The organism is Alcanivorax sp. DG881 (assembly GCF_000155615.1).
Classification (GTDB): Bacteria; Pseudomonadota; Gammaproteobacteria; order Pseudomonadales; family Alcanivoracaceae; genus Alcanivorax.
In genome coordinates this window covers 575,135-594,821 of the sequence record NZ_DS989915.1, presented here as the reverse complement: position 1 = coordinate 594,821, position 19,687 = coordinate 575,135, and the positions used below count along the sequence as shown (strand labels likewise).

At 59.2% G+C, this 19,687-nt stretch carries 15 protein-coding genes; 11 read left to right on the top strand and 4 right to left on the bottom strand.

All coding sequences use genetic code 11. The annotated features are described in order from the left end of the window. Positions 1–7: 7 nt before the first annotated feature. The 8 genes from ADG881_RS02655 (at position 8) to ADG881_RS02620 (ending at position 9,015) form a co-directional block, all read left to right on the top strand. Positions 8–643 carry an SPOR domain-containing protein gene (locus ADG881_RS02655; RefSeq protein WP_232211675.1) on the top strand — a complete coding sequence of 212 codons (636 nt, stop codon included), beginning with the start codon at positions 8–10 and terminating at the stop codon, positions 641–643. A gap of 182 nt (positions 644–825) precedes the next feature. Then, positions 826–1,320, top strand: a complete 495-nt coding sequence (locus tag ADG881_RS02650; RefSeq protein ID WP_007148633.1) for a CvpA family protein — start codon at positions 826–828, stop codon at positions 1,318–1,320. An 11-nt stretch (positions 1,321–1,331) separates the two neighbouring features. Beyond that, the gene (gene purF / locus ADG881_RS02645; protein WP_007148625.1) at positions 1,332–2,855 is read left to right on the top strand and encodes an amidophosphoribosyltransferase; all 1,524 of its coding nucleotides are present in this window, start codon (positions 1,332–1,334) and stop codon (positions 2,853–2,855) included. Between the two features lie 172 nt (positions 2,856–3,027). Continuing rightward, the gene (locus ADG881_RS02640; protein WP_007150458.1) at positions 3,028–4,242 is read left to right on the top strand and encodes an O-succinylhomoserine sulfhydrylase; all 1,215 of its coding nucleotides are present in this window, start codon (positions 3,028–3,030) and stop codon (positions 4,240–4,242) included. Positions 4,243–4,290: 48 nt separating this feature from the next. Then, positions 4,291–5,202: a MoxR family ATPase gene (locus ADG881_RS02635; protein ID WP_007150232.1), complete on the top strand. Its 912-nt coding sequence runs from the start codon at positions 4,291–4,293 to the stop codon at positions 5,200–5,202. 51 nt (positions 5,203–5,253) lie between these two features. Continuing rightward, on the top strand, positions 5,254–6,168 hold the full coding sequence (locus ADG881_RS02630) for a DUF58 domain-containing protein (protein WP_007149398.1): 915 nt from the start codon (positions 5,254–5,256) through the stop codon (positions 6,166–6,168). Further along, complete coding sequence (locus ADG881_RS02625; RefSeq protein WP_007149125.1) at positions 6,168–8,204, top strand: DUF3488 and transglutaminase-like domain-containing protein; 2,037 nt, start codon at positions 6,168–6,170, stop codon at positions 8,202–8,204. Before ADG881_RS02630 ends, ADG881_RS02625 begins: the two co-directional genes overlap by 1 nt. Before the next feature lie 73 nt (positions 8,205–8,277). Next, positions 8,278–9,015, top strand: a complete 738-nt coding sequence (locus ADG881_RS02620; protein WP_007149922.1) for a TenA family transcriptional regulator — start codon at positions 8,278–8,280, stop codon at positions 9,013–9,015. A 67-nt stretch (positions 9,016–9,082) separates the two neighbouring features. Here ADG881_RS02620 and ADG881_RS02615 read toward each other — a convergent pair whose 3' ends face one another. Further along, positions 9,083–9,649 carry a hypothetical protein gene (locus ADG881_RS02615; RefSeq protein ID WP_007149727.1) on the bottom strand — a complete coding sequence of 189 codons (567 nt, stop codon included), beginning with the start codon at positions 9,647–9,649 and terminating at the stop codon, positions 9,083–9,085. 140 nt (positions 9,650–9,789) lie between these two features. Between ADG881_RS02615 and hrpB the strand changes: the two genes are divergently transcribed. Continuing rightward, positions 9,790–12,246, top strand: a complete 2,457-nt coding sequence (hrpB, locus tag ADG881_RS02610; protein WP_007148411.1) for an ATP-dependent helicase HrpB — start codon at positions 9,790–9,792, stop codon at positions 12,244–12,246. Positions 12,247–12,333: 87 nt separating this feature from the next. Here hrpB and ADG881_RS02605 read toward each other — a convergent pair whose 3' ends face one another. Beyond that, the gene (locus tag ADG881_RS02605; RefSeq protein ID WP_007149000.1) at positions 12,334–14,031 is read right to left on the bottom strand and encodes a sulfatase-like hydrolase/transferase; all 1,698 of its coding nucleotides are present in this window, start codon (positions 14,029–14,031) and stop codon (positions 12,334–12,336) included. 80 nt (positions 14,032–14,111) lie between these two features. On the opposite strand from ADG881_RS02605, the gene ADG881_RS02600 reads away from it, so the two are divergent. Next, positions 14,112–15,044 (top strand): LysR family transcriptional regulator, encoded by a 933-nt coding sequence (locus ADG881_RS02600; RefSeq protein WP_232211674.1) that lies wholly within the window; start codon positions 14,112–14,114, stop codon positions 15,042–15,044. Between the two features lie 151 nt (positions 15,045–15,195). Here the strand turns inward: ADG881_RS02600 and acnB are convergent, their stop codons facing one another. Continuing rightward, on the bottom strand, positions 15,196–17,796 hold the full coding sequence (acnB, locus tag ADG881_RS02595) for a bifunctional aconitate hydratase 2/2-methylisocitrate dehydratase (protein WP_007149196.1): 2,601 nt from the start codon (positions 17,794–17,796) through the stop codon (positions 15,196–15,198). A 204-nt stretch (positions 17,797–18,000) separates the two neighbouring features. Then, on the bottom strand, positions 18,001–18,909 hold the full coding sequence (locus tag ADG881_RS02590) for a lysophospholipid acyltransferase family protein (RefSeq protein WP_007148432.1): 909 nt from the start codon (positions 18,907–18,909) through the stop codon (positions 18,001–18,003). Positions 18,910–19,029: 120 nt separating this feature from the next. Here ADG881_RS02590 and ADG881_RS02585 point away from each other — a divergent pair, with 120 nt between their 5' ends. Next, on the top strand, positions 19,030–19,656 hold the full coding sequence (locus ADG881_RS02585; RefSeq protein WP_007150653.1) for a tRNA-(ms[2]io[6]A)-hydroxylase: 627 nt from the start codon (positions 19,030–19,032) through the stop codon (positions 19,654–19,656). The last annotated feature ends 31 nt before the right edge of the window (positions 19,657–19,687 follow it).

Sequence of the window (19,687 nt, the reverse complement as noted above, 5' to 3'; positions counted from 1 at the left end):
GAAACCGGTGGATAATCGAGCGCGTCAGCGCATTGTGGGCATTGTACTGTTACTGATTCTGGCCGGCGCACTGGCTCCGTTCCTGTTCCGTACCCCTGAGCAGGTGCGCAATGCGTTGGATATGCGTATTCCCGAGCCGCCGGAACACAAAACCGTGCTGGTTGAACCCGTAGTGCCGCAGGAGCGTCTGGACACGGCGGACGAGCGTATTGTGGCTGACCGTGAGGCGATTCAGGACGCTGCCGAGCAGCAACTTGGCGACGAGGATGGCGACGAGGACACGCAAACCGTTCCGCAGCAGCCGGAACCGGTCGCACCAGTGAAGGACGATGCGCCAGTGCCGCCGCCGGAAGACCCTGTGACGCCGCCCCAGGTCGACCCCGCTGATGGCCCTGTGCTGGCCGGGTTTGTGGTCCAGACGGGCAGTTATTCCGATGCGGATAATGCCAGCGGCATGGTCGATAAACTCAAAGACGCAGGCTATCGGGCATACATACAAACCGACAGCCATGAAGGGAAAGTGGTGCATCGGGTTATGGTCGGGCCGGAAATTCGCAAAAACGATGCTGAAGCCACCCGGCAGAAGCTGGCCGACGACGAGCGTTTCAAGCTTAAGGGGCTGGTGCGGATTTACGTGCCCTGACGGATGGCCGCCTGTGTGGTTGTGTCCCTGTTTCGTACAGCGGGAAAGCCGGGCATGCATGGGCAAGCGGGTTCGCCTCTGATAAACTGCGCCGTCTGTATTTGCAGGGTGCCATGTCCGCCTTTTCCTGGTCCGGCATTGCCCTTTTTCAGCCCTAACCCGCCGGCGAGAGCACGCTTTACATGAATCTGGCAGACGGCATCATTCTGTTTGTTATCGCAGTCTCCGCACTTCTGAGTGTGCGCCGTGGGTTTACCCGCGAAGCCTTTTCGTTGCTCACATGGGTAGCGGCCTTTATTATCGCGCGCCTGTTCAGCCCGGCCCTGGATATCCTTCTCCAGGAGCAGATCTCCACCCCCAGCCTGCGGGCCGCTGTCGCTTTCGGCAGCCTGTTCGCCTTGACGTTGGCGGTGGGAGCCCTCATCAACCATTTGCTCGGTGAGCTGATCCGCGTCACCGGCCTGAGCAGTACAGATCGATTGATGGGTATGGTGTTCGGCGCCCTGCGTGGGGTCTTGCTGATGGTCGTACTGGTTGCCCTGGGTCGGCATCTCTTTGCCGCTGACCCCTGGTGGCACGAATCTACCCTGGTGCCGCATCTGGTGATGATGGAAGCGTGGACCCGGGACGTTGGCGAGAGTCTTCTCGCCTTTATCATGAATGTAAGCGGCAGCTAGAGGTAAGTACCATGTGCGGCATTGTGGGTATTGTCGGTCATAGCCATGTGAACCAGGGGATCTACGATGCCCTGACCGTTCTCCAGCATCGTGGCCAGGATGCGGCTGGTATCGTGACCTGTGACGGTGATCGTCTCTACCTGCGCAAGGATAACGGCATGGTGCGTGATGTTTTCCGCACCCGCCATATGCGTCGGCTGGTCGGTAACATGGGGATTGGCCATGTGCGCTATCCCACGGCAGGCAGCTCCAGTTCGGCGGAGGCCCAGCCGTTCTATGTAAACTCTCCCTATGGCATTACGCTGGCCCACAACGGCAACCTCACGAATGCGGAAGCGCTGGCCGAGCATATCTTTCGTGCCGACCTGCGCCACATCAATACCACCTCCGATTCCGAAGTCCTGCTGAACGTGTTTGCCCACGAGCTGCAAAGCCGCGGCAAGTTGCAGCCGGAACCGGAAGACATCTTTGATGCGGTGGCTGCAGTCCATCAACGGGTGGAAGGGGCCTACGCCGTGGTGGCCATGATCACTGGCTACGGCATCCTGGCTTTCCGCGACCCCCATGGTATTCGCCCGGTGTGCTTTGGCCGCAAGGACACCCCCAACGGACCGGAATACATGGTGGCTTCAGAGTCTGTGGCTTTGTCTTCCCTGGGTTTCCATGTGGAGCGTGATCTGGCCCCGGGCGAAGCGATTTACATCACCGCTGATGGTGAGATGCATACCCGTCAGTGCGCGCAATCTCCGAGCTTGCATCCGTGTATTTTTGAGCAGGTTTATCTGGCGCGCCCGGATTCCATTATCGATGGCATCTCCGTGTACAAGGCGCGCCTGCGCATGGGCGAAAAACTGGCTGAGAAAGTGGAGCGTGAATGGCCGGACCACGATATCGACGTGGTCATTCCCATTCCCGATACCAGCCGCACGTCCGCCTTGCAGATGGCCAATCATCTGGGCGTGAAATACCGTGAAGGCTTTATCAAGAACCGGTATATCGGTCGTACCTTCATCATGCCGGGCCAGCAACAGCGCAAGAAATCCGTGCGCCAGAAACTCAACGCCATCGAACTGGAATTCCAGGGCAAAAATGTACTGCTGGTGGATGACTCCATCGTGCGCGGTACCACTTGCAACGAAATCATCCAGATGGCTCGGGAAGCCGGCGCACGCAAAGTGTATTTCGCCTCAGCGGCGCCTGCAGTGAAATACCCGAACGTCTACGGCATCGATATGCCGGTGGCCCAGGAGCTGATCGCCCACGGCCGTACCACCGATGAAATCGGTGAACTGATCGGCGCTGACCGGTTGATCTACCAGGATCTGGATGATCTGGTGGAAACCTGTCAGGAGGGCAACCCGAATGTGGCGTCCTTTGATTGCTCCGTGTTCAATGGTGAGTATCTGGCCGGCAATATTACCCCGGATTATCTGGCCAACCTGGAAGCGCGGCGCAACGACGCGGCGAAAGGTAACAGCGAGAAGACCCAGGCTCTGGCGGATAATGAAATTATCGATCTGCATAATGCAAATTAACGCGGGCACGCGCACGTGACACGCGACAAGGCAATTGAGACGTGCTGCCAGATGAATGAATCCGTCGCTGCGAATCGACTCGGCTTTTTTCGCGTGTAAAGATACTTCCTTTGGGCACCAATCTCTGACGCGTTGTCGCGTGTCGCGTGCAGCATGAAAGCGAGAATAAACCATGAGTGATGAACTGGATCCCAGCAGCTTGAGTGTGGAAACCCTGGCTATCCGTACGGCGCAATTGCGCACGGATGAAATGGCGCATTCGGATCCCATCTTCATGACATCCAGTTTCGTCTATGAAAACGCGGCGCAAGCAGCGGCGCGGTTTAGTGGTGAAGAGCCCGGCAACATCTATTCCCGTTTTACCAACCCTACCGTACGCGCCTTCGAGCAGCGGCTTGCGGCTCTGGAAGGCGGTGAGGCCTGTGTGGCTTTCGCCTCCGGTATGGCGGCGATCAGCGGCACGTTTTTCGCTCTGCTGGCACCAGGCGACCACATCGTCAGCTCGCGCAGTGTGTTCGGCACCACCAACGTGATTTACGACCGCTACCTGAAGAAATTTGGTATCGACACCACGCTGGTGGACATGAGTGATCTTTCCCAGTGGGAAGCGGCGATTCGCCCGGAAACGAAAATGTTGTTTCTGGAAACGCCGTCGAATCCACTGGCGGAAGTCGGTGACATTGCCGCCCTGGCCAAGCTCGCCCATGACAACGGGGCGTTGCTGGTGGTGGATAACTGTTTCTGCACGCCGGCCCTGCAAAAACCAATCGAGCTGGGTGCTGACCTGATTATCCACAGCGCGACCAAATATCTGGACGGGCAGGGGCGTTGCCTCGGTGGTGCCGTGGTCGGCCCTAAAGAGCCCATGAATGATATTCTCGGGTTCGTTCGTTCTGCCGGTTCCTGCATGAGCCCCTTCAATGCCTGGGTCTTTATCAAGGGGCTGGAAACCCTGAGTCTGCGAATGAAGGCGCAAAGCGAGCGGGCCAAGGTGCTGGCTGAATGGCTGGAAGCACAGCCGGGGATTGCCCGGGTGCATTATGCCGGGCTGAAAAGTCACCCGCAGCATGAACTGGCGGGCAAGCAGCAGTCTGCCTATGGCGCAGTCATGTCCATTGAAGTAGAAGACGCTGCCGGTAATCGTGATCGTCAGGCAGCCTGGCGCTTTATTGATGCCACTCGCCTGATTTCCATTACCGCCAACCTGGGTGATGTTAAAACAACCGTGACTCACCCGGCGACGACTACTCATGGGCGAGTCAACGAAGAAGAAAAACAGCGAGCCGGTGTGACAGAGAATCTGATTCGTCTGGCCATTGGCCTGGAGGGAGTAGAGGACCTGAAAGCAGACCTGAGCCGCGGCCTGAAGGCGCTGGCCAGCGCCTGATCTCCCGCCTCGCTGTCCGTATCGGCAATGAATGCATAAAGGGGACGCATGCAGGCACTGGATAAAGCCCTGGCCCAGGTGGGGCGAGTTGTACTGGGCAAAGAAGAGCAACTGAAACTGGCGCTGACCTGTATGTTGGCCAACGGCCACCTGCTGATCGAAGACCTGCCGGGCATGGGTAAAACCACCCTGGCCCATGCGCTGGCCCGGGTGTTCCAGCTGGATTACCGGCGGGTGCAGTTCACCAGCGATATGCTGCCGGCGGATATCCTGGGTGTGTCCGTATTCGACCCCAACACCCAGCAATTTTCCCTCCGCGAAGGTCCGGTATTCACCCAGCTGCTGCTGGCCGATGAAATCAATCGTGCCACGCCGAAAACCCAGAGCGCCTTGCTGGAAGCCATGGAAGAGCGGCAGGTCACGCTGGATGGGGTGACCCGGCCATTACCCGCGCCGTTTTTTGTGGTGGCGACCCAGAACCCGGTGGATCAGGCCGGCACCTTCGTGCTGCCGGAATCCCAGCTGGACCGTTTTCTGATGCGTATATCCCTGGGCTATCCGGCTCCGGATGTGGAGCTGGAACTGCTCGCCGGCGGTGATTTGCGCCAGCAGGTGCGCGAGTTGAAAGCGGTAATCAATGGCGAAGGGCTGATGAAGCTGGCCCAGGTAGTGGGCAAAATCCGGGTGACCCGCGAGCTGCTCGACTATGTACAGCGACTGCTTGACGCTACGCGCTCCGATGACCGCTTTGTGGCGGGGCTGTCACCCCGTGCTGGCTTGGGGCTGTTACGTGCCGCACGGGCCTGGGCGCTGATTACCGGCCGTGACTATGTGCTGCCAGAAGACGTGCAGGCGGTCTGGGCCTCGGTGGCAGAACATCGCCTGAGTGCTCGGCAAGGGGGCAGTGTGGCTGCCATTAGCCAGTCATTGCTCCAGTCCGTGCCTGTGGTACGGCGCTAGGGCGGCATCGTGAGGCTTCCTCAAGGACCGCGCCGGCTGTACGAGCGATGGTTGGCACGCCGTCTGCCGGCAGCCAGTCAGATAGTTCTCGACCAGAAACGTATTTTTATTTTTCCTACCGGCTACGGGTTTTTCTATCTGTTAGTGGCCGCGCTGCTGTTTATCGGTGGCATCAATTATGAAAACAACCTGATTCTGGCCCTGTCTTTTCTGATGGCGAGCCTGTTTCTGGTGGCCATCCTGCATACGTTTCGCAATTTATCCGCCCTGGGTCTGCGCAATGGCACGGCGGAATCCGGCTTCAGTGGCGAAGAAGGGGCACTGGAAGTGGTGCTGTTTGCTGAGCAGCGTGCTCACCATTGTATCTGGTTGCGCTGGCCAGGGCAGGACGCACAACAGGTGAGTGTCCTGGCGGGCGAGGAGGAGAGCCTGTGGCTGAATCTGCCGTTGGCCAGAAGGGGCAAAATCCCGGCACCACGATTGAAAGTGGAAAGCCGTTTTCCTCTTGGCTTGCTGCGTACCTGGTCCTACGCGACGCTCGATCATTATTGCCTGGCCTGGCCGCGTCCGCAGGAAAGTGAAGATTGCCCTGCCGATGGTGGCAAAAATAACCAGCGGGCATTCAGCAGTGGCCAGTCCGGCAACGAAGAGTTTCAGGGGTTGCGCCGGTATGTGCCGGGTGACTCCTTGCGCAAGATCGACTGGAAAGGGTATGCCCGTGGTCGCGGCCTGAATACCAAGCTGTTCGAAGAGCCTGTGGGCGGACGGCTCTGGCTGCGCTGGGACAAGCTGGAAGGGTTGGGTGATGAACAACGGCTTTCCATTCTGTGTCACTGGGTGCTGGAGCTGGATCGGCAACACCAGCCCTATGGGTTGGTGTTGCCGGGCCTGACATTGGCACCGGATACCGGTGATGTGCATCGCTGGCGCTTGCTGGATGCGCTGGCCTGTTACCCGGAGTTCTGATGGCGCGTATTTACCAGGTTCCTTCCCATACCCGGCTTTGGCTGACGCTTGCGGTAACGTTCTGTGCGCTGCCTCAGCTACTCAAAGGCCCGCTTTGGCAGGGTGGTCTGTTTGCGTTGGTGGTCGCGATCCGTGCCCTGGTCAACCGCCAGCGGATGGCGTTGCCCGGGCGTATTATCCGCAGCCTGTTGCTGATGGGGGCGGTGGCGCTCACCTTTTACAGCTTCGGTCGCCTGTACGGTCCGGAAGCGGGGGTGGCGCTGTTGGTGTCGCTGTTCGGGCTCAAGTATCTGGAAGTGGTCAGTCAGCGTGATGCCTACGTCTTGCTGGTGCTGGGCTTCTTTGTTTGCGCGACCTCGTTGCTGTTCTCGCAAAGTCCGTTGATGTTCTTGTATGTGCTGCTGTGCATGGTGCTGCTCACCGCCTGCCTGGCGGGTATCAACCATAGCGACACCCGTGCCAGCGGGATGCAGCACCTTAAACGCGCCGGCATCATTATGGCCCAGGCGGTCCCCTTGATGCTGATTCTGTTTGTGCTGGTGCCTCGGGTGGCGCCGCTATGGAACATGCAGGTGGGCAACGGAAAAGCCCGCACCGGGATGACGGACAGCATGGCCCCCGGACAGATCAGCGAGCTGTCAGAATCGTCCGCGCTGGCGTTCCGTGTCGCTTTTGACGGCGATATGCCGCCGCCGGCAGAGCGCTACTGGCGCGGCCTGACATTGAGCCATTTTGATGGCCGGGCCTGGCAGCAGGCGATTCCCCGCGGCATGGATGAGGCTGGCTACCTGTACAGCGGTCGTGGGCCGGCACCGGACTGGGTCGATGCCTTGACGGCCGGGCGGAGTGACGGCACCAGCTATGCGTATCAGGTCATTGTCGAGCCCACTCAGCGGCGTTGGTTGTTTGCCATGCCGGTACCCTTTGTCAGCGAGGGAGGCGTCAGCCTGGCCCGGGACATGCGGCTGGTGGCCAACAACCCGGTGAGCCAACGACAGAGCTATCAGGTGGTCAGTGTGCCGGCGGCAACCCGGCGGCTGCCATTGGCTGCAGAAGAGAAGGCTCTGATGCTGTCGATTCCTGACGAGAGCGGCCGCCGTGCCCGTGGTCTCGCCCAGCAGTGGCGCCTGGAGAGCCAGTCGGATGCGGCAGTGGTGCAGCAGGCGCTGAGGTATTTTCGCCAACAGCCTTTCCACTACACGCTGCGACCGCCCAAACTGGTGGCCGACCCCATTGACGATTTCCTGTTCCGTTCGCGCAAGGGGTTCTGCGAGCATTATGCTTCCAGCTTCACCTTCCTGATGCGCGCTGCCGGAATCCCTGCCCGGGTGGTGGTGGGCTATCAGGGGGGCGAACAGAACAGCCTGGGTTCCCACTTGCTGGTGCGCCAATACGACGCCCATGCCTGGAGTGAGGTGTGGCTTGAGGGACAGGGCTGGGTGCGGGTGGACCCCACCGGTGCGGTGGCGCCTGAGCGCGTGGAACGCGGGTTGCGGGCTGCCCTTGAAGAGGGCGACTCCGGGGATGCGCTTGGAGGTATTCAACTCGATGGCTTTGCTGGTAGTGGTCTGTTGGGGGTCATGCGTGAGTGGGCGGATTATGTGGATTTCCGCTGGCAGACCTGGGTGTTGAGTTATGACAGCCAGCTGCAGTTGTCCGTGCTGAGCAAGCTGCTGGGCCAGGTGACACCGCTGCGTGTAGCGGTAACCCTGATGGTGTCTGTGGCATTGCTGCTGGGGCTGTATGGCTTGTATTTGTTCTGGCGCAACCCGGTCCATAGCCAGTCGCCCATGGAGAAAGAATTCTGGCGGTTACATCAGCGTGTGCAGGGCTGCGGGTTGGCGTTGTCCCCGGGGGTGACCCCTTCACAGTTGGCTGAGGCCATTGCAGGGCGCTGGCCCCGGGCCGCCAGCCCGGCCCGTGACTGGGCCCGTTACTACCAGCGTGCTCTGTACGATCCACGACAAAAAGCCAGTAAACAGCAAATGCGTCATTTACGTGGCCTGCGAAATCGCTTATACAAATTATTGGACTAGTGTGCTAGCCGGGAGGCGGGTACGCTGGTGTTCGCTGCAATGATTTGCTTTGGGTTGTTATGGAGAACGACGAATGCGTGCCGCAAATTACAAGAAAGCGTTAGAGCTGACAGAGCACACCCCCTGGGCCCAGCAGTTCTGGGATGATCTGGTGCCCCTCAAGAACAAGGTCGTCAACCACCCGGTATTCGCGGAGATGGCCAGTGGCCGGCTGAGCCTGCCGCGTTTCCGTTGTGCGTTATTGAATTTCTACCCGCTGGTGGAAAACTTCCCCAAGTACATGGGGCTGAACCTGGCGAAAACCCTGCCGGGCCGCTTTCCGGGCCATGAGCAGGCGAAAAACTGGCTGATCAGCAACATCAAGATTGAGCAGCGCCACGCCTATTGGTATCAGGACTGGGCCATGGGATTCGGCCTGACACTGGAAGATCTGGAATTTGTTGAGCCTCCCGCGGCGATGGATGCGGTGAATAATTTTCTCTGGACCATGGGGCGCCAGGGCAGCCTGGAAGAAGGGATCGCCGCCACCAATCTGGCCATTGAGTGGGCCACGGGTGAGTGGAGCCAGAGTGTGGTCAAGGGCATGAAGGCGTATCAGGAAGACGGGGTCGCCACGATTAACCGTCATTCCATGGCCTGGCTGAGAGCTCATGCCTCTTATGACGACGATCACCCCCATGAGGCCATGGAGTTGGTGAAGTTGCTCTGTGTAGAGCAGGAAAGCCGTGACCGCGCCTTCAAGGCGGCCCAGCGTGGGTTGGAGTATTACATTCAGGCGCTGGATTATTGCTATCAAACGCCGGAAGCTTGAAGCCGGATGCCTGACGCTCGCGCCTGACCTTTACCGTTAGGCGTCCTGCGTCAGGCCTCGGGCGTTCCTACATATACACTTTCAGCTTGTCGCGAATCACTTTCTGGATTGCCTTGATCTCCATGGGGGAGCGGTCCACCAGCTTGGACGGTTGAATGCGATGCAGGTGCAGGCAGGGGAAATCCTTGCGAAAAGCCCGCAGGTCGCCTTTGGTGATAACCGGTAGAAAGGGAACTTCCTTCGTTTCTTTTTTCATCAGCGCCCACAAACCCACTTTCAGCGGCACTGGCTTGATAACACGCTTGCCGTACTTGAGCAGGCGCAAGGTCAGAAACAACCCCTCCTTACCGAACAGATCGCCGGGCACGATGTACATGCCGCTGGCATGCACACTGTGGTCGCCGATACTGTTGAAGGTATCGTGGTACGCGTAGGGATTAGGCAGAATTATCATCGAGCGATCATCGTCATCGGGCAACGAGATGTCGTAGTTGGTATAGAGCTGCTGCACGGGCGCACTGTAAACGCACAGCGTTTCCTGGAACTGCTTGATAAAATTGACTGCCCGCTTGTGGTTGTCAAACTGGTCCAGTTTCCAGATTAGATGCTCAGGGATCCCCAAATCATTCAGCATAAATCACTATCTGATGTAGTTATTAATTATTAGCTATATGGGCAGAATATAGCATAGGTTTTGCTCGTCACGAGCATTACAGCGTGATGAAAAGTGGCAGCGTGACGGTGGTCACGGCGAAACGGCGACGGACGTAACGAATGGCAACAGATTTCCCGGTAGATCAGGCGATTAACCCGCTGTTACAGGCGTTAAAGGCGCACGGGCGTGCCATTCTTGAGGCGCCACCGGGGGCGGGGAAGTCCACCCGTGTACCTCTGGCGCTGCTGGACAGTGAGTGGGGGCAGCGCGGGAAAATCCTGATGCTGGAGCCACGCCGTGTGGCGGCCCGGTCGGTGGCCACGTTTATGGCCTCGCAACGGGGAGAAGCCGTGGGGCAGTCGGTAGGCTACCGCACCCGTACCGATACCCGGGTGAGTGCCCGGACGCACCTGGAAGTGGCGACCGAAGGCGTGCTGACCCGTATGTTGCTCAACGATCCGGAACTCCCCGGTGTGAGCCTGGTGATTTTTGATGAATTCCATGAGCGCTCTCTGAACGCGGACCTTGGCCTGGCCCTGATTCTGGAGGCGAGTGAGGCTTTTCGTCCCGACCTCGGCCTGTTGGTGATGTCCGCCACGTTGGACTGCGGCCCGCTGGAAACCCTTCTGCAGGCGCCGGTGGTGCGTAGCGAAGGGCAGAGCTACCCGGTGTCCGTTGCCTATGCGCCGGTGCCGGCCCGCCAGGACTGGCGCAACCATTGCGCGGAACAGGTGATGAGCCTGATAGGCGACGCCGGGGTGATGCTGGTCTTCCTGCCCGGGCAGAGCGATATGCGTCGTGTTGCCAGCCAACTGAATCAGCGGAGCTGCCCGGTGCCAGTGGTCACGCTGCATGGCGGCTTGTCTCTGGACAAGCAGCAGAGAGTGATTGCGCTGGCAGCCAGTGAGCCGCACCTGATCGTGTTGACGACCAATGTGGCAGAAACCAGCCTGACCATCGAAGGGGTAACTCACGTGGTCGACAGCGGTTTTGCCCGCGAGCCGGTCTATGATGCTGCCCGGCACCGTACCCGGTTGGTGACCCGCCGCATCAGTGAGGCCAACGCCCGCCAACGTAGCGGCCGGGCAGGGCGCCTGGGTCCAGGCCATAGCCTGCGACTGTGGGGTGAAGCGGACGTGCTGGCGCGATATCAATTGCCGGAAATCCAGCGCGTGGGGCTGGACCGGTTGGTGCTGGATCTGGCCCGCTGGGGGTGCCATGAGCCGCAACAGATGCCATGGCTTGACGCGCCGCCGCAGGCCGCCTGGGACAGTGCGGTAGAGCGCCTGCAGCGGGGTGGTGCGCTGGATGACAGTGGATCGCTGACGGCACGGGGTGAGGCCATTGCCCGTCTCCCTGTGGATCCAGCGCTTGCCCTTTTGTTGATTGCTGCCAAAGAGGCCGGGCTCGCTGAGCCGGCGGCCCGGCTTGTCGCGGTGCTGTCCGAGCGGGATATCCTTGCCGGCGAGGGTGTGGATTTACGGCGTCGCCTGGAGGCGCTGGAGAATCATCCGCAACGCTTTGCTACGGTGCTTGCCGAGGCGAAGCGTCTTAACGCCGGGAACGACCAGGCATCGCAAGGCTGGCGCGATGGCATGGGGGGCTTGTTGGCGTCAGTGTTTGCGCTGCAGATAAGCCGGCGGCGTAGTGGTAGTCGGGGGCGTTACCAAATGGCCGATGGCCCGGGCCTGTTCCTGCATGACAACGATAGCCTGCAGGGAACGGAATGGTTGCTGGTCATGGATACGGATGGGCAGCCCAGGGACGCCCGTATTCGTCTCGCCTGGCCTCTGACCGATGAAGAGATTGAATCTGTTCTGGAGCAACACGGCCGTTGGCGGGAACATATTGGTTGGGACACCGAAAAGCAGCGGGTCACCGGGCGGCGTGAAAGAGTGCTGGGGAATCTGGTGCTGCAAAGCCAGACACTGGCGTCCCTGGACAGTGAGCAACAAATAGCCGGGCTGCTGGCCGGTATCCGCAGCCTGGGCCTTGCGGTGCTTCCCTGGGAGGCGCATTGGCGTCAGTGGCAAGCGCGCATTCAGCGTTTATCTGCGATACAGCCAGATGCTGGCTGGCCGGATGTGAGTGATGCGGGGCTGATGGCCAGCCTGGAAGAGTGGCTGGCGCCTTATCTTGCCGGCATGCGCAGTGTGGCGGATCTGAAGAAATTGCCTCTGGGGGCTGCGCTGTCGAGCCTGCTATCGGTAGACCAGCAGCGTCACTTGAAACAGTGGATGCCGGAAACGGTGACGATTCCCACCGGTCGCAGTGTGCGTCTGGATTACACCGGCGAGCATGTGGTGTTGGCGGCCAAGCTGCAGGAACTGTTCGGTTTGCAGGCGTTGCCGCCCCTGGCCGATGGCGCGCTGGCAATCACCGTTCACCTGTTGACCCCGGCAGGGCGACCGGCAGCCATTACCGATAATCTGGCGCGGTTCTGGGCAGAGAACTATGCGGCTGTGCGTAAAGATCTTCGCGGGCGTTATCCCAAGCATCCCTGGCCGGAAGATCCTTTGCAGGCGATACCCACGGCGGTGACCAAGAAACGCCAGGCCCGCAATGATGCGTCATGACCGAACGTGATTGATGAGCTGGATAAGGTGGGCGGCAGCCGGCGTTACTTCCCAAGGCGCCAGCCGGCTGCCAGCCCGAAAAAAGGGCTATAGCTGATAGAGGAAGGTAGGCCCGGGAAACTCTCCGCCGTTGTCCTCGCCAATTTCATGGTCAATCAGCGCATTGGTTTTTTCATTCATGCTCAGTAGTAACGCTTTGTGCGGGTCCGGCGTTGCGGCCAGATTGTCCAGTTCATCCGGGTCGTTGTGAGTGTCATACAGTTCCAGATCGTTGTGCTGCGTCAACGTCGCCCAGTCTGCCGGGCGGTGATGGCTGTCGGGGCTGAAGTAGCGGACGAATTTATAACGCCCGTCGAAGCAGCCGCGATGCAGGCCTCGATTGTTCAGTGCGGGGCCCAGCTTCAATTGGCTAAAGGCTTCTGTCATCAGTCGCATGGGGGTGATCTCGTCGCCTTTTTCAACCAGGGCTTGGGTGATCTCCGGGTCGGTGTAGAGCGTTACTCCATACGCGAACAAATGGCCTTTGCTGTCCCTGTCTGAGGGGCGCCCATCGAGTGCCGCTGACAAGTCGGTGCCGGGGGTTTGCGTGTCGGCCTTGCCCTCGGTTGCCAGGCTTAGCAGCGTGGGAACCAGGTCGACGGAAGAGCCGATATTGTCCACGTCGCGTTGTTGACGCGCGTCCGGGTGGCTGATGATCAGTGGTACCCGGCTGTTCTCCTTGTAGGCGAAGGGCCCTTTCTGGCGAAGGCCATGGGCTCCGGCCATTTCACCATGGTCGGCGGTGTAGACAATGATGGTGTTATCCGCCTGCCCGCTTTCCTCAAGGGCCTGCAGCACCTGGTCCACCTGTCGCGACACGTCTCGCAGGCAATTGAAGTAGTAACTCTGGTTGGCCAGCCAGGCGGCTTCGTTATCTTTGTCGATGTGACCATAAACGCTGTCTATCAGTTTGGCGTAGGCCTGTTGGCACCAGGGCTTGTTGTCCAGTGACGCCCGAAAAGACGCAGGAAGAGAAATGTGGGACCAGTCTTTTGCGTACACCGGATCATGGGGTGCCGGACGAAGCGGTGCCATGAACTGCGGATTGGTGCGTGAGCGTGATTGTTTTTCGCCGGTAGAGAAAAACATGATGTCATGGGGATTGACGAAATTGACCGCCAGGAACCAGGGTTTTTCTTCTGTCTGACCTTTACCCATGAGCCAACGGCAGGCCTCTGCGGTGACCATTCTGTCGGCAATGTAACCCTGCCAGACACTGCCGTGAACATCGCCGGTGAGGTTGTAGTCACTGAAGCCGTGCTTTTCCAGTGCACGGTTTCTGCTTGGGTAATTGCCGTACAGCAGGCCGGGGCCATCCTCGATATCTGACAGGTGCCATTTCCCCTTGTAGGCCGTGTAGTAGCCCTGATCGCGAAAATGATGCCCCAGGGTTTTCAGCTTGTCGTTGAGTGCGGGAAAAGGGGGCGCATGGAGATTGGCTGTCATGTGGGTGTGCATGGTGTGCTGGCCGGTGTACATGACCGAGCGTGAGGGGGAGCACGGTGAGGTGTTGACGTGATAATGGTTGAAGCTGGTGCCTTGCCGACGCAGCCTCTCGTGGCCGGGAAGATCCAGGGAGCCCGGCAGGTCCAGGCCTGAGCGTTCCTGATCGGAAACCAGCAACAGCACATTGGGGCGCCGGTTCTTTCGCAAGCCTGGAGCGCCTTTAACCGGGTTGGCAACGGCCAGGGCAGTGGCGCCAAGGCCAAGTTGTTTCAGTGCTGTACGGCGATTTATTTTTGTCATCTGTCTCTCCCGTGGTAACCCGAACAGGGCAGCGTGGACAGAGTATGGCCGGCTTTGCTATAAGCATGGTTTATATATCCATGCGTAAAGGTAATGCCATGTGGCAATTGCAGCAGCTCCGCCATTTCGTGGCGATCTATGAGCAGGGCAGTGTATCGGCGGCGGCCCGGCAACTGGGGCTGTCGCAACCGGCGTTGAGCCGTAGCATGCAGCGGCTGGAGGACGCGGTTGGGCTGGTGTTGTTTCAGCGCGACACGCACCATCTGCGGCCGACTGACTTTGCACAATCGCTTTACCGGCAGGCAAACCGGATCCTGCAGGAGAGTGCGGGCCTGGATCGTATGGTGGGTCGGCATCGCGAGGGCAAGGCCGGGGTAATCAGTATCGGTTGTGGCCCTTTTGTTCCCGATATTCTTATGCAGATGCTATCCGGGCCGAATGTGCTGGCGCAGGGCCAGCGGCTTGATATTCAGGTGGGGGAATTCCATACCCTGCAAAAAGGGCTGTATGCCTACCGGCATGATTTCATGGTCTACGACCTGCGTTTACGGCAGCGATTACCTGATCAGGATGATCTGGTTACGCACCCTTTATTGGCACTGCCATTACGGGTAGTGGCGTCACCGAAGATCATGGCGGCGAGTGCCGTCGCAGGGAGTGATGAGCAAGCGTTGAAGACGCTGGCTTTTGAGCAGCGTTGGGCGCTGCCGAGAGTGTCACGAAACTACCGCCGGGAAACGGCAACCTGGCTGACGGCGTTAATGAATGAACGGGGAGGCCCGGATTACCAGCTGGACACGATCAGTTCGTGTCTGGCGCTTTGCCGGGAAGGAAAGGCCCTGACCCTGGCACCGGATTCCATGATCGCGGGCGATGTGGCGTCCGGGGCTTTGTGTATCTTGCCGCTGGATGCCGGGGTCGATGCGCAGCCAAGTATGTACCGTCTGCGTTCGCATCCCCTGTCGGAACCCGCCGCGCGAGTCTGGCAGTTTCTTGCGTCCAGCCAGACTTAAGGTGATCCATCGAGTGATAAGCGAAGGTGGGGGTAAGCTCACGATTTAATCCAGTAAGCGGTCGCCAGCGTACCGTTTATTCTTGACCTGCGATGAACCAAAAAAAAAGCCCCGCAAATGCGGGGCTTTTTGGTGAAGCAATTACCGAGCCTTAGACAGACTGGGCAACCGGGATCTTCACGGTGTCTGCCACTTCCTGGTATTCGGCCATCTGGTCGAAGTTCAGGTAGCGGTAGATTTCGGAGGACATGGAGTCGATGGTGTTCGCATACTCCATGTACTCTTCCTTGCTCGGCAGCTTGCCGAGGATGGACGCCACAGACGCCAGCTCAGCCGATGCCAGGTACACATCCGCACCCTGACCCAGACGGTTCGGGAAGTTACGGGTGGAGGTGGATACCGCAGTGGACTTCGGCGCGATGCGAGCCTGGTTACCCATGCACAGGGAGCAGCCTGGCATCTCGGTGCGCGCACCGGCGCTGCCGAAGATGTTGTAGTAGCCTTCTTCGGTGAGCTGGTGCTGATCCATCTTGGTCGGCGGAGCGATCCACAGACGGGTCGGCATGGTGCCGCTTTCCACTTTCTGCAGCAGCTTGCCCGCAGCACGGAAGTGACCGATGTTGGTCATGCAGGAACCGATGAACACTTCGTCGATCTTGGCGCCAGCCACGTCGGACAGGGTCTTGGCATCGTCCGGGTCGTTCGGGCAGCACAGTACCGGCTCGTTGATCTGGTCCATGTCGATTTCGATGACGGTGTGGTACTCGGCATCGGCGTCGGCACGCATCAGGCTCGGGTTGGCCAGCCACTCTTCCATGCCGTTGATGCGACGCTCAATGGTACGGGCATCGCCGTAACCGTTGGCAATCATCCATTTGAGCATGGTGATGTTGGACTTCAGGTACTCGGTCACGCTGTCTTCGGACAGGGTGATGGTACAGCCCGCAGCGGAACGCTCGGCGGACGCGTCAGACAGCTCGAATGCCTGTTCAACGGTCAGGTCATCCAGGCCTTCAATTTCCAGTACGCGACCGGAGAAGACGTTGACCTTGCCCGCTTTGGCAACGGTCAGGTGGCCGTCTTTGATGGCCTGCATGGGGATGGCGTGTACCAGGTCACGCAGGGTGATGCCCGGCTGGCGCTTACCCTTGAAGCGAACCAGAACCGATTCCGGCATGTCCAGCGGCATAACGCCGGTGGCAGCAGCGAACGCAACCAGACCAGAGCCGGCCGGGAAGGAAATGCCCATGGGGAAACGGGTGTGGGAGTCACCACCGGTACCAACGGTATCCGGCAGCAGCATACGGTTCAGCCAGGAGTGGATGATGCCGTCGCCCGGACGCAGGGAAACACCGCCACGGTTCATGATGAAGTCGGGCAGGGTGTGCTGGGTTTCCACGTCAACCGGCTTGGGGTAAGCGGCGGTGTGACAGAAAGATTGCATCACCAGGTCGGCCTGGAAGCCCAGGCAAGCCAGATCTTTCAGCTCGTCACGGGTCATCGGGCCAGTGGTGTCCTGGGAGCCCACGGTGGTCATCTTCGGCTCGCAGTACATGCCGGGGCGAACACCGTCCATACCACAGGCCTTGCCGACCATTTTCTGGGCCAGAGTGAAGCCCTTGTCGGAATCACCCGGCTGTTCCGGCTTGCGGAACAATTCGGACGGTGCCAGACCCAGCGCTTCGCGAGCCTTGGTGGTCAGGCCGCGACCGATGATCAGGTTGATACGGCCGCCGGCGCGCACTTCGTCCAGCAGAACCTGGGAGCGCAGGTCGAATTCGGCGATGACTTCACCGTCTTTTTCTACCTTGCCTGCGAACGGGTAAACGTCGATCACGTCACCGGTGTTCATTTTTTCCACGTCACACTCGAAAGGCAGGGCGCCGGAATCTTCCATGGTGTTGAAGAAGATCGGAGCGATCTTGCCGCCGATGCAGACGCCGCCGGCGCGCTTGTTCGGTACGAACGGAATGTCGTCACCGAAGTGCCACAGTACGGAGTTGGTAGCAGATTTACGGGAAGAACCGGTACCCACAACGTCGCCCACGTAGGCAACCGGATGGCCTTTTTTCTTCAGCTCGTCCATCTGGCTCAGCGGGCCGATTTCACCGTCTTTTTCCGGGGTGATACCTTCGCGCGCATTTTTCAGCATGGCGTTGCCGTGCAGCGGGATATCCGGGCGGCTCCAGGCGTCCTGTGCAGGAGACAGGTCATCAGTGTTGGTTTCACCGGTAACCTTGAATACTGACAAGGTCATTTTTTCGGCCAGATCGGCACGCTTGGTGAACCATTCGCCTTCGGCCCAGGATTCAATGACTTCCTTGGCTTTGGCATTGCCGGCTTTCATTTTGTCTTCCACGTCGTGGAATGCATCGAAAACCAGCAGGGTGTGCTTGAGTTGTTCGGCGGCTTCGTCAACCAGCTCAGCATCGTCCAGAGCTTCGATCAGCGGGGCCACGTTGTAGCCACCCTGCATGGTGCCCAGCAGCTGGACAGCGCGCTTCTTGTCGATCAGAGGGGAGCTGGCTTCGCCTTTCACAATTGCGGTAAGGAAAGCGGCCTTTACATAAGCGGCCTGGTCCACACCGGGCGGAACGCGGTTGACGAACAGGTCCTGGATAAATTCTTCTTCGCCAGCCGGCGGGGTCTTCAGCAGTTCTACCAGGTCGGCAACCTGCTGTTCGGTAAGCGGCTTCGGCGGTACACCTTCAGCGGCGCGCTCTTCTACATGTTTGCGATAGGCTTCTAGCACAGCGTTTCCCTCATCGTCGTCTTGGCTAATTTCTTTTGGAAATCAGTCTTTTAGGGTGTTACTGGGGGTTGGAATTGCGCGCGGAGTATAGCGGAATGGGCATCAATTGTTAAGCCAAACGGGTGTTGCAGCCATTCATGGTATGAATACTCACAATCACTGAAAGCGTAAGACACTGAAAACGTGAGGCACTGAAACCGAGGGCTAGTATGGCGTGTCGACCCCGGACGGTGGGCGGCGGAAGCGCTTGTAGCTCCACAGGTACTGGCTGGGGGATTCGTCGATCAGGTTTTCAATGGAGTGGTTCATGGCCGTGAGGGCGGTATCCAGATCGTCATCGGCCACGCTGTCGTCCGCCGGGCGCACCCGAATTTCGTAGCCCTGGGTGCCGGGCAGACGACGGGCCCAGGCCATAAACGTGACGGCCTGTGTCTGGCGAATCAATTTGCAGGCGAGCGTACCGGTGTAGGCCGATTGCCCATAAAAAGGCACATGCCGCCCGCTGCGGCGGTCGGGGACCTGATCCGGGAGGATGGCGGTCAGGGCACCTTTTTTCATGGCCCTGACCAATCCGGCCACGCCACGGGCGGTGGTCGGATACATGGTGGAGCCAAAGTGCTCCCGGCCACTGCGTACCAGGTCATCGACTTCCGGCAGGCCGGAGGGGGCAAACATGGCATGCAAGCCAAATTCGGTGGCCAGCCAGAAGTTAAGGACTTCCCAGCAGCCCAGGTGCGGCGCCAGAATCATGATGGGTCTGCCATCCTGCACGGCCTGGCGTAATGGCGTATCACCGTCAACGGCCACCACCCGCTTCAGGCCCTCAGCAGGTTGTCGCCAGAACAGTGCAATTTCAAAGGTGTTCTTGACGCTTTCCAGCAGGGATTTGCGGGCCAGTCGAGTCTGCTCTTCCGCAGAGAGAGCGGGGTAGCAAAGCGCCAGGTTGGTCTTGCTGACTTTTAATGCCTGAGTCGGCAACCAGGCCAGCAAGGTGCCAACGGCGGTGGCCAGTGCCCGGTTGATGGCAAAGGGCAGGGCGCCCAGCAGTCGCAATGCGATGATGGCTGCCTGACCTTTTGCTCGCTGTACGCGTGGATGTGTTTTTCTGCCCATGGCGCGACAGTATACGGGCGCGACCGGCGAGCACCAGCCGTGCGGATGAGATTGCGCACAAAAACGCTATAATGCCGGCGCCTGTCTGCGGATGGGTTACCTTGAGCCAGCGAGATCCCCATGCACGACATTTCTCATATCCGTGATTTTCTCCCCTGTGCGACGCCGCCTGCCTGGGTCGACTGGGCATTGCAGCACCCGGATATCCTGCTGATTGACCATGCCCACTGCGAAAAAAAAGCGGCCAGCACAGCGATTAACCTGATGTTTCGTTATGTGGACCGTCCCGAGCTACTGGATACGCTGAGCCAGCTGGCCCGCGAGGAGCTGCTGCATTTTGAGCAGGTGGTGCAGCTGATGCGCCAGCGCGACGTGACCTACGACCACATGACTCCAGCCCGCTATGCCAAGGGGATGCGTCAGCATATACGCACCTCTGAACCTGGGCGCCTGGTGGATACCATGATTGTGGGGGCGTTAATCGAGGCACGCAGCTGTGAGCGTTTTGCCGCACTGGCGCCCCATGTGGATGAGGAGCTGGGGCGTTATTACCACTATTTGCTGAAAAGTGAGTCGCGCCACTTTGAGGATTACCTGAAGCTGGCCGAGCAATATGCGCAGGGGCCGATCGCTGAACGGGTGGATTTCTTCAAGGCGGTAGAGCAGGAATTGATTGAATCGCCGGATGATGAGTTCCGGTTTCATTCCGGAACGCCTGAAAGGGCAATAATAGTTAATAATGAATAATTAATAGTTGCGCGAGCAACGACTTTGCCAC

What these genes read in the sequence shown, in the direction of transcription:
- purF (WP_007148625.1), top strand. Translation starts at nt 1,332, where the DNA reads ATGTGCGGCATTGTGGGTATTGTCGGTCATAGCCATGTGAACCAGGGG.
- ADG881_RS02650 (WP_007148633.1), top strand. Translation starts at nt 826, where the DNA reads ATGAATCTGGCAGACGGCATCATTCTGTTTGTTATCGCAGTCTCCGCA.
- ADG881_RS02615 (WP_007149727.1), bottom strand. Translation starts at nt 9,649, where the DNA reads ATGCTGAATGATTTGGGGATCCCTGAGCATCTAATCTGGAAACTGGAC.
- ADG881_RS02585 (WP_007150653.1), top strand. Translation starts at nt 19,030, where the DNA reads ATGCACGACATTTCTCATATCCGTGATTTTCTCCCCTGTGCGACGCCG.
- ADG881_RS02590 (WP_007148432.1), bottom strand. Translation starts at nt 18,909, where the DNA reads ATGGGCAGAAAAACACATCCACGCGTACAGCGAGCAAAAGGTCAGGCA.
- hrpB (WP_007148411.1), top strand. Translation starts at nt 9,790, where the DNA reads ATGGCAACAGATTTCCCGGTAGATCAGGCGATTAACCCGCTGTTACAG.
- ADG881_RS02635 (WP_007150232.1), top strand. Translation starts at nt 4,291, where the DNA reads ATGCAGGCACTGGATAAAGCCCTGGCCCAGGTGGGGCGAGTTGTACTG.
- ADG881_RS02605 (WP_007149000.1), bottom strand. Translation starts at nt 14,031, where the DNA reads ATGACAAAAATAAATCGCCGTACAGCACTGAAACAACTTGGCCTTGGC.
- ADG881_RS02640 (WP_007150458.1), top strand. Translation starts at nt 3,028, where the DNA reads ATGAGTGATGAACTGGATCCCAGCAGCTTGAGTGTGGAAACCCTGGCT.
- ADG881_RS02620 (WP_007149922.1), top strand. Translation starts at nt 8,278, where the DNA reads ATGCGTGCCGCAAATTACAAGAAAGCGTTAGAGCTGACAGAGCACACC.
- ADG881_RS02600 (WP_232211674.1), top strand. Translation starts at nt 14,112, where the DNA reads ATGCGTAAAGGTAATGCCATGTGGCAATTGCAGCAGCTCCGCCATTTC.
- ADG881_RS02625 (WP_007149125.1), top strand. Translation starts at nt 6,168, where the DNA reads ATGGCGCGTATTTACCAGGTTCCTTCCCATACCCGGCTTTGGCTGACG.